The 15,739-nt window shown below is 62.3% G+C and carries 12 protein-coding genes; 8 read left to right on the top strand and 4 right to left on the bottom strand.

The genetic code is table 11. The annotated features are described in order from the left end of the window. Positions 1-19: 19 nt before the first annotated feature. Positions 20-556 (bottom strand): TetR/AcrR family transcriptional regulator, encoded by a 537-nt coding sequence (locus CGK93_RS13400; RefSeq protein ID WP_089595261.1) that lies wholly within the window; start codon positions 554-556, stop codon positions 20-22. A 52-nt stretch (positions 557-608) separates the two neighbouring features. On the opposite strand from CGK93_RS13400, the gene CGK93_RS13395 reads away from it, so the two are divergent. The 7 genes from CGK93_RS13395 to pdxS all read left to right on the top strand — a co-directional run bounded on the left by CGK93_RS13395 (position 609) and on the right by pdxS (position 10,156). Further along, on the top strand, positions 609-1,670 hold the full coding sequence (locus CGK93_RS13395) for an FAD-dependent monooxygenase (RefSeq protein WP_089595260.1): 1,062 nt from the start codon (positions 609-611) through the stop codon (positions 1,668-1,670). Between the two features lie 82 nt (positions 1,671-1,752). Further along, positions 1,753-2,097: a DUF6504 family protein gene (locus CGK93_RS13390; RefSeq protein ID WP_089595259.1), complete on the top strand. Its 345-nt coding sequence runs from the start codon at positions 1,753-1,755 to the stop codon at positions 2,095-2,097. A 4-nt stretch (positions 2,098-2,101) separates the two neighbouring features. Continuing rightward, complete coding sequence (locus tag CGK93_RS13385; RefSeq protein WP_089595258.1) at positions 2,102-5,602, top strand: DNA polymerase III subunit alpha; 3,501 nt, start codon at positions 2,102-2,104, stop codon at positions 5,600-5,602. Positions 5,603-5,733: 131 nt separating this feature from the next. After that, entirely contained in the window at positions 5,734-7,743 is a 2,010-nt protein-coding gene (gene thrS, locus CGK93_RS13380; protein ID WP_089595257.1) for a threonine--tRNA ligase, read from the top strand. Positions 7,744-7,762: 19 nt separating this feature from the next. Continuing rightward, positions 7,763-8,356: an HIT family protein gene (locus CGK93_RS13375; RefSeq protein WP_089595256.1), complete on the top strand. Its 594-nt coding sequence runs from the start codon at positions 7,763-7,765 to the stop codon at positions 8,354-8,356. Then, on the top strand, positions 8,346-8,975 hold the full coding sequence (gene pgsA, locus CGK93_RS13370) for a phosphatidylinositol phosphate synthase (protein ID WP_089595255.1): 630 nt from the start codon (positions 8,346-8,348) through the stop codon (positions 8,973-8,975). The genes CGK93_RS13375 and pgsA overlap by 11 nt, the downstream gene beginning before the upstream one ends. A gap of 254 nt (positions 8,976-9,229) precedes the next feature. Further along, positions 9,230-10,156: a pyridoxal 5'-phosphate synthase lyase subunit PdxS gene (gene pdxS / locus CGK93_RS13365; protein WP_017197521.1), complete on the top strand. Its 927-nt coding sequence runs from the start codon at positions 9,230-9,232 to the stop codon at positions 10,154-10,156. Positions 10,157-10,216: 60 nt separating this feature from the next. Here the strand turns inward: pdxS and CGK93_RS13360 are convergent, their stop codons facing one another. Continuing rightward, entirely contained in the window at positions 10,217-12,229 is a 2,013-nt protein-coding gene (locus CGK93_RS13360; protein WP_089595254.1) for a M3 family metallopeptidase, read from the bottom strand. Between the two features lie 73 nt (positions 12,230-12,302). On the opposite strand from CGK93_RS13360, the gene CGK93_RS13355 reads away from it, so the two are divergent. Continuing rightward, on the top strand, positions 12,303-13,568 hold the full coding sequence (locus CGK93_RS13355; RefSeq protein ID WP_089597449.1) for a CapA family protein: 1,266 nt from the start codon (positions 12,303-12,305) through the stop codon (positions 13,566-13,568). 3 nt (positions 13,569-13,571) lie between these two features. On the opposite strand, the gene CGK93_RS13350 is transcribed toward CGK93_RS13355, so the two are convergent. Beyond that, the gene (locus tag CGK93_RS13350) at positions 13,572-14,345 is read right to left on the bottom strand and encodes a type 1 glutamine amidotransferase (protein WP_089595253.1); all 774 of its coding nucleotides are present in this window, start codon (positions 14,343-14,345) and stop codon (positions 13,572-13,574) included. Continuing rightward, complete coding sequence (locus tag CGK93_RS13345; RefSeq protein WP_089595252.1) at positions 14,342-15,673, bottom strand: Mur ligase family protein; 1,332 nt, start codon at positions 15,671-15,673, stop codon at positions 14,342-14,344. Before CGK93_RS13345 ends, CGK93_RS13350 begins: the two co-directional genes overlap by 4 nt. Positions 15,674-15,739: the final 66 nt, after the last annotated feature.

The raw sequence follows: 15,739 nt of genomic DNA, 5'->3' as shown, positions 1-15,739 counted from the left end.
GCCGTCCACCCCTTGACTTTCATCCTTCCAACAGGCGCTGGATGTTCCGTGCCACCGATGCCCTGTCGATGTCCTGGCCTTTGCGGGCGGTCAGAAGGTGCATGGCAAGGCCATCGCCGTAGTCGGCTACCGACTCGGCCCGTGCCCTGGCGTCCGGCACGTTCAGAAAGCCCAGGATGTGGGTCAGCCCGGCGAGCATCCGCTCGTGGCCGGCCGCAACGACCTCGGGCTGGTCCAGGGCAAAAGTGAATCTCGCACGGGTGAGGTCTGCATTTTCCAGCGCCAGTCCCATGAGGGCGCCGGTGAGTTGTTCCGCCAAGGCCGCCACCGACGTCGGCGTCTCCCATCCGCCCTGCTGGAGCAGGAGGGTGTCCCGCTCTTCGACGCGGTCGACGGCGGCACTGACCAGTGCGGCGCGGCTGCGGAAGTAGTTCGAGGTGGTTCCGAGGGCCACGCCGGCTTGGGCATCGACAGCCCTATGGGTAAGTCCTTTGAGGCCTTTTGCCGCCACGACGGCGAGGGCGGCGTCGGCAAGTTCTGTTCGGCGGTCCGGCATGGCGAAAGTCTAGCCTCAAACCCTATCGCCACTACAAATGTAGTAGTACAGTGTGGCCATGGATAAAGTGGACATCATCGGCGGCGGCATTGCCGGACTGGCGCTCGCAGCACGGCTGGACCCCGGCCGGTTCGATGTCACGGTGTACGAGCAACGTCCGGAACTGCCCGCGGTAGGAACAACCCTGGCCATGTGGAGGGAAGCCCAGGAGGCCTTGTCCGAGCTGGGGATTCTGGGAGCCGCCCGGAGCAGGGGGGCCATCATCAAGACCGGAGCGCTCCGCAGCCCCTCAGGTGAGCCCATGCTTTCCATGGAAGGGGATGGGCTCCTTGGGGTGTCCCGGCCGGAATTGTTGAGGCTGCTGGACTCTGCCGTCCCGGAAGCCGTCCGCCGGGTAACTGGGCGCGTGGACCGACTCCCGGGCGACGCATGGCTGACTGTGGGGGCGGATGGGGTCAACAGTGTGGTCCGGCAGGCTTCCTGGGGATCGCGCAGCGCCGCCAAGCCCACACCCTTCCTCGCTGTCCGTGGAGTCATTCCAGCAACTCCGTCCACAGAAGACATTGGCGAGTACTGGGGGCACGGAGAGATTTTTGGATTGGCACCCACCGGCAGCGGAACCAACTGGTACGCCTCCTTCCGTTCGGACCTCGGCCCGGAGAAAGTGGACGTTGCCCAGGCTCTTGAACTGACGCGGAGGCGGTATGCCCACTACTCGCCTGCGGTGGGGAAGGTTCTTTCCTCGGCGTCGCCGGACAACTCCCTGGCCCAAAGGATTTGGACCACGCCACCCCTGGGGCGTTATGCGCGGGGCAATGTGGTGTTGCTCGGGGATGCCGCCCACGCCATGACACCCAACCTGGGCCGGGGCGCCTGCGAAGCGTTGATCGATGCCGTGACCCTGGGCAAGCTCCTCAATGAAATGCCCAGGGATGCAGCACTCGCCACCTATGGCAGAAAGCGGATACTGCGAACCCAGCAACTTCGCCTGGCATCGTCAATGATGGGCAGCATAGCCCTCGCCCAGGGAATGCAGCCCTGGCGTGATGCCCTGCTGAAGCAGGCAGGCAAGCGGGTAGCGCGGTCCAGGGAGAAGGCTGGAACTTCGAAGTAGGTTTTGTCCTGACCCCGGCGTAAACTGGATTTATTCGAACATACATTCGAATGCAAAAATCCGGCGCAAGCGAGGTGAGGATATGGGGCTGTTCAGCGAGTCCGTTGAGGTCGGCTGCACGGAAACAGGCCAGCCACGCACCGTCCACTGGAAAGGGACGCACTACTCAGTCTCCAATGACCCCGTCCGGTGGTACGAGCGACGCCAATGGTGGCTGGAAGAAAGCCGCGCCCCCATAGGAACCGGAGCAGGCCTTGTGGACCACGAAATATGGCGCGTTCAACTCCAACCCGTAGAGGCAGATGCCCCGGCTGCGGACACCATCACCCTTGACCTTGTCCGCCATGTCAGCAGCGGACGATGGCGGCTCCTGCGCATCCACGACGCTGCGCCGGTACAGGCCGTAGAACCTGACGAAGCAGCGTGAACCCTTGAGCTTCACCCACTTGCACGTCTCCACGGCCTTCAGCGCGCACTATGGAGTCTCCTGGCCCGACGAACTCGCCCAAGCAGCCGCAGCAGACGGCGCAACAGCTCTCGCCTGCACAGACCGCGACGGCCTGTACGGCACCATCAAACACCTCAAAGCCTGCATGGACGCCGGCATCGATCCCATCGTCGGGGTGGACCTGGCTGTCTTCGACGACGACGGCGACCACCGCACCCAGGTCGCGGGCCGCGTCGTCGTCCTCGCCCACGGCAACAACAACGGCGCCGGCTACCGGGCACTCTGCCGCCTCATCTCCGACGCCCACGCGCGCACCTCAGGAAAAGCCGGGGGAGCGGTACCCGCCGCAGTCACCCGCGGCGAGCTGGCCTCAAGGACACTGGACCCCCACACCCTCAAACCCGTGCTGACGGTCATGATCGGACCGGACTCAGATGTTGGACAGGCCATGGGAGGCAGAAAATACCTGCGGCCAAGAACGCTCTTCAAACAATGGATCGACGCCATGCCACCGGGCACCATCGTCACCGAAGTAGTCACCCACCTCAGCGCCCCTGGAGAACCGCTCAGCACCGCACACGCCGTGCGCATGCTCAAGCTCGCACTCGAATACAACATCCCAGCCGTCCTCAGCAACGCCGTGCGCTACTGTGCCCAGGACGGTGCCGCCACCGCGGACGTCCTTGACTCAGCACGCACCCTCAAATCCCTCCCCGAACTCTCGGCAGCGCCCATGCTCCAACCAACAGGCCAGGGCTGGTTGAAAAACGCACACCACATGCACCAACTCGGCAAAGAAATCATGGCCGCGGCTGGGCAAGGTAAAGCGGACCTTCACAAACTGCTCACCAACACCGAAGCGCTCGCCGACAAATGCCGCATCCACCCCATCCTGGACATGGGGTGGAAGAAACCCGTGGTTCCCGAAGCCTCCATCATCGGCATCGACTGCGACCCCATGGTGGAACTCACCCAGCGCTGCCAGTCCGGCATCACCAGAAGGTTCCCGGGCATCTCAGGAGAAGCAGAAAAGCAGCTGCGCTCGCGGTTGGAGCATGAACTCGGCATCATCGCCCGGCTGGGTTTTGCCCCCTACTTCCTCACCGTTGCCGAGGTATCCAGGATGATCCTTGATATGGGCGTGAGGGTTGCTGCGAGGGGATCCGGTGCGTCCAGCCTGGTGAACTACCTGATCGATATCAGCCAGGTGGACCCGATCCGCCACGACCTCATCTTTGAACGATTCCTGTCAGGCCGCCGGTCCACCCTGCCCGACATTGATTTAGATGTTGAAAGCGCAGAAAGGCACAACGTCTATCGAAAGATTTTTGACCGCTTCGGAGCCGAGCGCGTCACCCTCATGAGCATGCAGAACGGATACAGGGCAAGGGGAGCTGTCCGGGACGCAGGCCTGGCGCTGGGAATGGACGATGGCGAAATCGGTGAAATTGCCAAACAGTTGTGGAGATTTTCAGCCCGCAAATTCCGTGAAGCACTGGTTGAGAAACCGGAACTACGCTCCTTTGCAGGTCGGGTGGAGCAAGGTGGCCTGGAAGAAAACCAGCAGCTGGATCTCCTGGTGGACCTTACCGAAAGGCTGGACCGCCTGCCCCGGCATATTTCCATGCATCCGTGTGGAGTGATTTTGGGAGATGCGACCCTCCTGGACCGCACGCCTGTACAGCCCAGCGGGTTGGGATTGCCCATGAGCCAGTTCGACAAACACGATATGGATCCCATGGGAATGCTCAAGCTCGATGTCCTGGGCGTGCGCATGCAAAGTGCCATGGCTTTTGCTGTCCGGGAAGTCATTCGCCTTCATCCCTCCAAAGCTGAAGTAGTGGCCGCCGGGCGGCATCCTGTGGAACCTTGTGGAACAGGTCCGGACTATATCGCCGCCGATGGCAGGATCGATCTCAATGCTGTTCCTTTCGACGACGAACCCACCTATGAGCTGATCCGCAGCACCCACACACTGGGTTGTTTCCAGATTGAATCCCCGGGACAGCGGGAGCTCATTGGAAAGATGGCGCCCCGGGAGTTCAACGACCTCATCATCGACATCTCGCTCTTCAGACCCGGGCCCATGAAATCAGATATGGTGCGGCCCTTCCTTGAGCACAGGCACGGGTTCGCTCCGGAGATCTATCCTCATGCGGACCTTAAGCCGGTGTTGCAGGAAACCCATGGGGTTACCGTGTTCCATGAGCAGATCCTGAAGACGTTTGATGTCATGACCGGATGCGGACTGGCAAGGGCAGATGAATTCCGCAGGGCTCTGGGAGATGAAGTACATGAGCCGGGAGTGGAGAGCTACTTCCGCCGGGAAGCGATCAAAAATTACGCGCCAGAGGTGGTGGACAAGGTCTGGGGAACCCTGAAAGCCTTCGGCAGTTTTGGCTTTTGCAAAGCACACGGTGCTGCCTTTGCCGTGCCCACCTACCAGTCGGCTTGGCTGAAGACCCATCATCCCGAGGCCTTCCTGGCAGGGCTGTGGGAACACGATCCCGGGATGTATCCCAAGCGCCTCCTCGTGGCCGAAGCACGCAGGCTGGGCATCCCCATCCTCCCCTTGGACATCAACCGCAGCCATGCAGAATACCGGGTGGAAAAGATCCAGGACGGTCCCCATCAAGGCAAACTTGGCATCCGCCTGAGCCTTACAGGAATTTATGGGTTGTCAGGGGCTGAGCTGAAAAGGATCGTGGCAGGCCAGCCCTACGATTCCCTGGCAGACCTGCGGGCCCGTGCGAGGGTGAGCAAGCCCAACATCAAGCGGCTTGCCCAACTTGGCGCATTTGATTCCCTCCATCAAGATTCCGGTGGGAAAGCCAACCGGGCAGACCTTGTGCAACACCTGCAGGCACTCCAAAACAGTCCCAGCAAAAAAGCCACCGACGTGATGGAGGGGCAGTTGTCCTTTGCCCTGGGTGATGTTGAGCTGAGGAACCTGGCGCCTGAACTTCCCGAACCCTCCATGGTGGACAACGTCAGGGCAGAGCTTGACCTGATGGCCGTCGATGTCAGCGAGCACCTCATGGACAGCCACCGGCCCTTGTTGGACAAGCTGGGTGTCACTACCGCAGATAAACTGCTCGGTCTTCGCAACGGCACAGAAGTGCTGGTGGCAGGGGTAAGGATCGCAACCCAGACACCGCCCATGCGCGGCGGCAGGCGCGTGGTCTTCATCAGCATCGATGACGGCACTGGTTGTGTGGATTCAGTCTTCTTCCATGAAGCCCAGGAAGAATCAGGTCCTCTGCTGTTTGGGACCCGGTTGCTGCTGATCCGTGGAACCACCAGGCGGACAGGTCCCAAAGGGATCAGCCTCAGCGCCACCAAAGCCTGGGACCTGAGCCGGCCTGAAACCTTGCCCTTTACCGAGCTCCTGCCTCCCGGGGGCGATCCACCGGATGAATACACCCATCGAGGCGCCCTTCATGGCATCTCCAGGAACCTTGCCATCACTGGTTTGGGAAGCTGAACAACCGGCTGCTTCAGGCGTCGGCGCGCTGCTTTGGCCGCCCCCGCGGAAGCAGATACGATTGACGGTGGCTGGCTGTGGTCCCCGTACGCCACAAGCTATGAAGCCTTAGCCATGAATAGGAGACACCCGTGTCAGATGCCCAACAGATCACCCTCATCGTCGATGGCGAAGAGACCAAGGTGACGGAAGGGACTACCGGCGCGGAACTCTTCTTCGAGCGCCGCGACGTCGTTGTAGCCCGAGTCAATGGGGTCCTGAAGGACCTTGACCAGGTCCTCACCGAGGGCGCAGACGTCGAAGGCGTCACCATCGATTCCCCTGATGGACTCAACGTCCTCCGCCACTCCACCGCCCACGTCATGGCACAGGCAGTGCAGCGGTTGCGCCCCGACGCCAAGCTCGGCATCGGCCCGTACATCACTGACGGCTTCTACTTCGACTTCGACGTCGCTGAGCCGTTCACCCCGGAGGACCTGCGGACCCTGGAAAAGATGATGCAGAAGATCATCAACCAGAACCAGAAGTTCGTCCGCCGTGTGGTCACAGAAGAAGAAGCCCGCCAAGCAATGGCCAACGAGCCCTACAAACTGGAGCTGTTGGGCAAGAAGAACGATGCAAGCGACGCCGCGGAAGGCGTCAACGTTGAGGTCGGCGCCGGCGACATCACTATCTACGACAATGTGGACCGCAAGAGCGGCGAGAGCATCTGGTGCGACCTTTGCCGCGGTCCCCACCTGCAGAACACCAAAATCATCTCCAACGCCTTCGCGCTGACGCGTTCCTCTGCTGCCTACTGGCTGGGCAACCAGAACAACCAGCAGCTCCAGCGCATCTACGGAACCGCCTGGCCCACCAAGGAAGCCCTCAAGGCCTACCAGGAGCGGATTGCCGAAGCCGAACGACGCGACCACCGCAAGCTTGGCGTGGAACTTGACCTCTTCTCCTTCCCGGACGAGCTGGGATCCGGTCTTCCGGTGTTCCACCCCAAGGGCGGCATCATCCGCAAGGCCATGGAGGACTACTCCCGCCAGCGCCACGTGGATGCCGGCTACGAGTTCGTCTACACCCCTCACATCACCAAGGGACACCTCTACGAGGTTTCCGGACACCTTGACTGGTACAAGGACGGCATGTTCCCGGCCATGCAGGTGGACGCCGAATTCAACGAAGACGGCACCGTGCGCAAGCCGGCCCAGGATTACTACCTGAAGCCGATGAACTGCCCCATGCACAACCTGATCTTCCGCTCCCGCGGCCGGTCCTACCGCGAACTTCCGCTGCGCCTGTTCGAATTCGGATCGGTCTACCGCTACGAAAAGTCCGGCGTTGTGCACGGCCTGACGCGCGTCCGTGGCATGACACAGGACGACGCCCACATCTACTGCACCCGCGAGCAGATGAAGGACGAACTCACCACTACGCTGAACTTTGTCCTGGGTCTCCTCAAGGACTACGGCCTGGATGACTTCTACCTGGAGCTCTCCACCAAGAACGAAGAAAAGTTCGTTGGTGACGACGCTGCCTGGGAGGAAGCCACCCGCACGTTGTCCGAGGTTGCCGCTGCCTCCGGTCTGGAACTGGTGCCCGATCCGGGTGGGGCTGCCTTCTACGGTCCCAAGATCTCCGTCCAGGCGAAGGATGCCCTCGGCAGGACCTGGCAGATGTCCACCATCCAGCTGGACTTCAACCTGCCCGAACGTTTCGAGCTCGAGTACCAGGCTGCGGACGGAACCCGCCAACGCCCGGTCATGATCCACCGCGCGCTGTTCGGATCCGTGGAACGCTTCATGGGCGTCCTCACCGAGCACTACGCCGGTGCTTTCCCGGCATGGCTCGCTCCTGTCCAGGTAGTGGGCATCCCGGTGGCCGAAACATTCAACGACTACATGTTCGACGTCGTGGGCCAGCTCAAGGCAGCCGGCATCCGGGCCGAAGTGGACATCTCCTCGGACCGTTTCCCCAAGAAGATCCGCACGGCCAGCAAGGACAAGATTCCCTTCGTCCTGATTGCCGGAGGCGAGGACGCCGAAGCAGGCGCAGTATCGTTCCGCTTCCGTGACGGCAGCCAGGACAACGGCGTGCCAGTGGCCGAGGCGGTCCGCAGGATTGTGGACGCCGTCAAGAACCGCGAGAGCTGACGGAACGGACACAGAGACGGTGCAGGAGAACACAGGCGCGGCGGCTGGGATTCCGGGCGACGCCGACGTAACCGATGATTTCGGACTGGCGGGCGTGCCGGACGCATTCCAGCGCCTGTGGACTCCGCACCGCATGGCCTACATCAAGGGCGGGCAGGATCAATTCAAGAACAAGGACGACTGCCCGTTCTGTGTAGGACCCACGCGCTCGGACGAGGAATCCCTGATCGTGTACCGGGGGAGGACCTGCTATGTGGTCCTCAACCTTTTCCCGTACAACCCAGGGCACCTGTTGATTTGTCCCTACCGCCACGTGCCCGATTACACGGACATCACTGTGGAAGAGACTGCCGAGTTCGCCGAACTCACACAGACCGCCATGCGGGTCTTGAGGAAGGTATCCAACCCCAGTGGCTTCAACCTGGGCATGAACCAAGGCGTTACCGGCGGCGCGGGAATCGCCGCACATCTTCACCAGCACGTAGTCCCGCGCTGGGGCGGGGATGGCAACTTCTTCCCGATCATCGCCCAGACCAAGGCCATCACGCAGACGTTGGACGAAGTCCGCAAGCTCGTGGCCGAAGCCTGGCCGGGGGAGTCGAATGCTGAATAGGCATGCGCGCGGCTTTTTCACAGCACTTTTCACACCACTTGCCCGTTGGCTCCTGAAGATCGGGGTTTCCCCTGACGCGGTGACCATGGCAGGCACTGCCGGCGTGATTCTGGGCGGCTTAGTGTTGTATCCGCTCGGCCACCTGTGGTGGGGCTCTGTGGTGGTGGCCTTCTTCGCCTTCTCCGACGTCGTTGATGGCATCATGGCACGGCTCCAAGGCAGGAGTGGCGGCTGGGGCAATTTCCTGGATTCCACCTTGGACCGTTTGGCTGATGGCGCGATCTTTGCCGGCATTACCATCTGGTTCTTCACCCATGGTGGGGATCCCGCGATCGGAACAGCCGCCGTCGTCTGCCTTGTCCTTGGCATGGTTGTCTCCTATGCCAGGGCAAAGGCGGAGTCCCTGGGATACCAGGCCAGCGTGGGCATCGCCGAGCGGGCCGAGCGTTTGGCGTCCGTTCTGCTCATCACCGGCCTGACCGGATTGGGGCTTCCGCCCGTGGTGCTGTTCGGAACCCTGATCCTGCTGGCACTGGCCAGCGTGGTCACCATCATCCAGCGGATGTCCACCGTGCACCGGCAGGCCATGGCCGAGGCCGACGGAGCTGCTGCGGGCTAGCAGTTAACAAGTGGCCTGTCCGCAGGGAAGTGGCATACGGCCAGACTCGTCCCGCGCGGGTTGTGCACCTGTCCTACCACAGCGTCCTTTGTTGCCCGTCGAAGGGGTAATGAATGTACTCCCACCATGGAACGTGCGACTACTATTACTAGTACTTGGTCACCTTGACCTGAAAACCCGGTGTGCGCTGATTGCGGTCGTGTGGCTGCGCGCGCCTCCGGCAATAGGTCGTTTATCTACCCATAGGGGTTTTTGTGTCTACACCAGATGTAAGCAACGAAGCCGGTTCGTCCGCGAACAGCGTCACGGGCAGCAGCCGCGTTAAGCGGGGCATGGCGGAGATGCTCAAGGGCGGCGTCATCATGGACGTCGTTAACGTCGAGCAGGCCCGCATCGCCGAGGATGCCGGTGCCGTCGCCGTCATGGCGCTCGAACGCGTCCCGGCCGACATCCGCGCCCAGGGCGGCGTGTCCCGCATGTCCGATCCCGACATGATCGATGCAATCATCGCTGCCGTGTCCATCCCGGTCATGGCCAAAGCCCGCATCGGCCACTTCGTCGAAGCCCAGGTCCTGCAGTCCCTAGGTGTTGACTACATCGACGAGTCCGAGGTCCTGACCCCGGCCGACTACATCAACCACATCGACAAGTGGAACTTCACCGTCCCGTTCGTCTGTGGTGCCACCAACCTCGGTGAGGCCCTGCGCCGCATCAACGAGGGCGCGGCGATGATCCGCTCCAAGGGCGAAGCCGGCACCGGCGATGTTTCCAACGCCACCGGGCACATGCGCAAGATCCGCTCCGAGATCGCCAAGCTCGCCGCCCTTCCGGAGGACGAGCTGTACGTTGCGGCCAAGGAGTTGCAGGCCCCGTACGAACTGGTCAAGGAAGTTGCCGCCACCGGCAAGCTCCCCGTGGTCCTGTTCACCGCCGGTGGCATCGCGACCCCGGCTGATGCTGCGATGATGATGCAGCTCGGCGCCGACGGCGTGTTCGTTGGCTCGGGTATCTTCAAGTCCGGCAACCCGGCAGAGCGCGCCGCCGCCGTCGTGAAGGCCACTACGTTCCACGACGATCCTGATGTGATCGCCAAGGTCTCCCGCGGCCTCGGCGAAGCCATGGTCGGCATCAACGTCGACGACATCCCGCAGCCCCACCGCCTCGCAGAGCGCGGCTGGTAAGAGTTAACCGCACGACGGCGGCCGGTCACCTTCCGAGGTGACCGGCCGCCGTCGTTTTTTCTAATCCAGTCCCCTGCGTTTCAGGAGGGGTTCCAGCTCTGCGTCGCGGCCCCGGAACGCCCGGAACGACTCCAAGGGATCACGGCTGTTGCCCCGTGAGAGCAGCTCGGATCGGAAGTGATCGCCGTTGGCCCTTGTCAGGCCGCCGCTCTCCTTGAACCATTCCACGGTGTCCGCATCCAGTACTTCGCTCCAAATGTAGGAGTAGTAGCCGGCTGCGTAGCCCGCTCCGGCAAAGATGTGCTGGAAGTAGCCCGTCCGGTACCGCGGTGGAATCAGCGGGTGGGCAATGCCCGCGCCGGCAAGGGCTTTGGCTTCGAACGCAATGACGTCCTCCGGAACGTCCGCTTCAGCCAGCACGTGCCAGGTCAGGTCCAGCAGGGCTGCTGCAAGGTACTCGGTGGTGGCGAATCCTTCGCCCCACAGCAGTGAGTCATTGAGTTTGTCCACGGTGGCCTGGGGGAGTGGTTCCCCCGTGGAGTAATGACGGGCGTAGTTGGCCAGGACTTCAGGCCACATGATCCACATTTCGTTGACCTGCGACGGATATTCCACAAAGTCCCGGGGAACGGATGTGCCGGAGAAACGCGGGTAGGTGACGTCGGAAAACAGCCCGTGCAGTGCATGGCCGAACTCGTGGAAAACAGTGCGGACCTCGTCGAGGGTCAACAGCGTGGGCTCGCCGGGAGCAGGTTTGGTGATGTTGAGGTTGTTGATCACCACCGGCTTTGTTCCCAGCAGGCTGGACTGTTCCACCAGGGAATTCATCCACGCGCCACCACGCTTCGAAGCACGGGTGTAGTAGTCGCCCAGGAACAGTCCGATTCCTTGGCCGTCCTCGTCACGCACTTCCCAGATGCGCACCTCCGGGTGGTAGCCATCAAGGTCGGACCGCTCGTGGAAAGTGATGCCGTACAACTGGGTGGCAGCATGGAAGACGCCGTCTGAGAGGACGCTGTCCAAGCTGAAGTAGGGGCGCAGCGCTTGCTCGTCCACGTCGAACTTCTCCTTGCGGACCCGGGCGGAGTAGTAGGCCCAGTCCCACGGCTCGAGGTCATGTCCGGCGGAAGCAGCCAGGGCCTCGGCCTCGGACTGGGCGTTCCGGACGGCGGCAGGGGCCAGCCGGCCAAGCATGGCCTCCACATCGTCGAAGTTTGGTGCGGTCTGCTGGTCCACCACAAGCTCGGCATAGTTCGCGAAACCCAGAAGGCGGGCCTTCTCCGCACGCAACCGAACAGTAGCTGACACGAGGTCCCGCACATCCGTGGTCCCACCGCTGATGCCGCGCGCCAGGGACGCTTCATACAAACGACGCCGGATGGTCCGGTTCTCCAGCGACGCGATAGCGGGCTGGTTGCTGGGCTGGATGAGCGTCAGCAGGTGCTTTCCCTCGTGCCCGGCCGCTTTTGCTGCCTCGCTGGCCCCAGTGACGTCTTCGGCAGGCAGCCCTGCCAGGTCTCCGGCGTCGTCGAGCAAGAGCGCGGCGGACTTCATGCCGTCCTTGACCCGCTGACCGAATTCGGTTCCCAACCGCGAGAGTTCTGCGTTGACATCCCTCAGGCGTTGTTGTCCAGCGGCATCAAGCTGGATACCGGACTGCCGGAACTCCTTAAGGTATTCCTCCACCAGACGCGAGGATTCGGGGTCAAGATCCGAGACGTCGATCGCGGCGAACCGTTCATACAAGGCCCGGTTCATGTACACGGCGTCCTGGTGCGCTGAGAACTTGGGTGACAACTCGGTCTCCAGGGCTTTGATGGCATCATCGGCATCGGCCGAAACCACAGTGAAGAACGCTGCAGCCGCCCTGTGCAGAAGGAGCCCGGAGCGCTCCATGGCCACAGCCGTATTCTGGAACGTTGCCGGTTCGGGGTTGTCCGTGATGGCTTGGATTTCCTGCAGGTGCCTGGCCAATCCGGTATCGACAGCCTCGGCATAGTGCCCAGGGGTGAGGCTGGCGAACGCCGGAAGTCCATACGGCAGGGGGCTGGGGCTCAGGAGGGGATTGGTCATGAAGTGACTCTTTCACGTAAGAATCGTGTCCTCAAGAGCGGCACGCCCGGGCGTGCAGCTCTTCCGCCGTAGGATGAAAACCATGGGGAAGATCACATCTGCGGCAGGACGGATCCGTCGTTCACGGGCCATGCTCGTGACAATGACTGCGTTGGCGGCATTGTCACTGGGCGCCTGTGGCGTCATTGCCGAAACTGATGACCAGAACCGCAGCGCTGCGGCCTCTGCTCCCGCTTCGGAGTCACCAACGCCAACCCGCACTCCAGCGCCGAACCCCACCCCCGGCAAAGGGCCGGCCTGCCCCGAACTTCGTTGCACCTCCATCACCGTAACCGGCGACATGTTGGTCCACACCCAGTTATGGCAGCAGGCAAGGGCCGACGCCGCGGCGGCCGGCCTTCCCGGGTACACGTTCGTCCCCCTCCTTGAAGGACAGCGACGTTACATCCGCAACAGCGACCTCGCCATCTGTCATCAGGAAACACCGGTGGCGACGCCCGAAGGGCCCTTCTCGGCCTATCCGTCCTTCAATGTTCCGCCGCAGATCATCACCGCCTCCAAGGACGTTGGTTACCAGGCGTGCACCACGGCGAGCAACCACACCATTGACCGCGGGACCGACGGTCTTCTGCGGACTCTCGATGCCCTGGACGCTGCCGGACTCAAGCACACAGGCTCCTATCGGACCGAAGCGGAGTCCAAGGAAATCCTGATGCTCCAAACGGAGGCTGCCAAGGTGGCAGTCATCATCGGTACCTACGGCCACAACGGCCAGATCCCCGAGTACCCGTGGTTGGTGGACGAGCTTGATCCCGCAGCCATGATCGCCAAGGCAACGCAAGCCAAGGCGCTGGGAGCGGACATCGTCCTGGGAGTGATGCACGCAGGCGACGAATATGCCAGCGAAGCCAACGCCCAGCAGCAGGATGTTGCGCACGCGTTGGTGGACAGCGGCCAGTTCACCATGATCTACGGGCACCACACACACTCTGTGCTGCCGATCGAAAATTACAAGGGCACGTGGATTGTGTACGGACTGGGCAACGGTGTCACCGAGCTGTCGCCCTGGTACGTGCTCAATAACGAAGGGCTGCTGGTGAGGGCCCAGTTCAGCCAGAACGCCGCGGGTGCGTGGACCGCTTCGGACCTTGCCTGGGCGCCGTCGGTGATTGTCCGCGATCCCTACCGGTGGTGCTCAGTGGCCAGCGACGCTCCACAGGGAGTCTGCGCATCACCGGCAGCCGACGCTGCCACTTACCAACGAACCAAAGAAGTGGTTGAGTCCATGGGCGCCGCGACGGCGGGCGCGCATGAACTGCTGATCACCAAGGAGAAGTAGCGCCTACCGCGGCCGGCGGGCGGCGTGTTCGCGCGCGAGGCGGGCGTAGTCGTCGTCGGGCTTCCCCGGTACGAACGTGCCGTACTTGCGCTCGGCCGCCGTTCGGATGAGGAAGTCGGCTATCGCGGGGTTCTTCGGCAGCAATGAGCCATGCAGGTAACTGGCCACAACATTGTTGTAGCGCGCGCCTTCGTGCCCGTCCTTGCTGTTGTTACCGGCACCTTTGGTGACGGTCCCAAGAGGTTCGACGCCGGGACCCAGGGTGGTCTGTCCGCTGTGGTTCTCGTAGCCCAGAATGTCCCCGAACTCGGTGGACTTCATGATCACGTTTCCAATGAGCCGCTCATCCGTGCCGTGGGTTTCGACGTCAAGGATGCCGATTCCGGGGATGACAGGCCCAGCGCTGGTTTTGAAGAACTTACCGAAAAGCTGGTAGAGACCGCAGATCACCAGCATGGGGGCACCGCCGTCGGCCAGTTCCCGAAGGTGGTCCGCGCGTGCCTGGAGGTCGTCCTGGATGACCAGCTGTCCGCTGTCCTGTCCTCCTCCACCGACCACAATGTCAATGTCCTCGGGAAAGTCGTCACCCACGTTGTACTCCAGCAACTCCGGTGTATAGCCGTGCCACTTGATGCGCTGCTGGAGGACCAGGGCGTTGCCCCAGTCGCCATAAATGTTCATCTCGCGGGGGTAGAGCTGGAGGACGCGGAGGGTCCCCTTGCCGGGCTGTGGCGATTCGGGCTGTGTTTCCGGCGTTGGCTGTACTTCCGAGGTCATGAGACCACCTCAACTATGGTGATTTTGGCGAGTTCGCGACGGATCGCGAGCATGGAGGTGTACGTGCAGAAAATTCGCTTGGGTTTGCCGCGGGAGCCGTTGATGAAGGTGCGCAGAGCAGCGGTGATGTCCGGTTCCACCACGCCAAAGGGCACTTCGTCGTACTGCAGCCGCAGCGCCATGTCATAGGCGCGGACGCCGGTGAGGACTTCCACGCCATCCTCGCGCAATGACTCGAACTCCACGTCCCAGAGCCAGGACATGTCCCTGCCGTCCGCGTAGTTGTCGTTGATGGCAATCATGGTGGCGTATCCACCGGCAGGGAAGGACTTGAGCCCGAGCCGGAATCCACTGGGGTTTTTCACCAGGACAAGTTCCAGGGGCTGACCATCCACGGTGAGGCTTTCGCCGCGACCAAAGGCGGGAGCTACTTCACCCAGCGCCTTGACCAGTTTCGGGGTGTCCACCGGGCCGGTACCGAGGACCGCGCGTGCCAGCGACAAGGCGGCAGCTGCGTTGAAGATGTTGTAGACGCCACGCAACTTCATCGCGGTACTGACAGTTTCGCCGTCGAACTCGAACTCGGCGTCCTGCGCCCCTACCCGGCGGAGTACGACGTCGGCGGCCGGCAGTTCTACTGGCTCACCTTCCGCAGCGGCCACCGGAGTTCCGGACGGCGACGGCCCGGACCCCGAGGTTCGCATTTCGTCGTCGTTCGGGAAAGTGCTGCGCAGGGACTCGTCGAGGCCGAAGTACCGAACGGCGGGGTGGTGAAGTGCATCAACGTCATGAAGGATCTTCGAGATCCGGGCCACGCGGGGATCTTCGCGGTTCAGGACCACGGTGTCCGTGGTCCTGGAGGCAATGTGCTCCAGCAAGCGGGCAGTCTTGTCGATTTCGCCAAAGCGGTCCAATTGGTCGCGCAGGACATTGAGCAGGAGGCTGAACCGGGGCTCCACCTTGTTGACGAAATGCACGGCATGCGCTTCGTCGAGCTCCAGGATGGCGATGTCGGCATCGAGCCGTCCGCGCCAGTCAACTTCGCCGAGGAGGGAAGCGGCCACGCCACGGGTGAAGTTGCTGCCGGAGCGGTTGGTGAAGACCTTCAGGCCTTGGCTTTCCAGGAGTTCCACCACCATCTTGGTGGTGGTGGTCTTGCCGTTGGTGCCACTGACCACGGCCACGCCATGGGGGAGTGAGGCCAGCGTTCGCTGCATGAAGCCGGGGTCGATTTTCTCAACCACCAGGCCGGGAAAAGCTGATCCTCCGCCCCGAAGCCGGGACAGTGTGCGGACCAGCTTGCCGAGGGGGACGCTGAAGGAAAGCATGCTCTGTAATATATCCCAGTCAGGGCATGGAACCCGGACTGACGGCAGTCCCCGGTGGTCGCGGAA

Source organism: Arthrobacter sp. YN (genome assembly GCF_002224285.1).
Lineage (GTDB): Bacteria > Actinomycetota > Actinomycetes > Actinomycetales > Micrococcaceae > Arthrobacter.
This window is presented reverse-complemented; position numbering and strand designations above follow the sequence as displayed.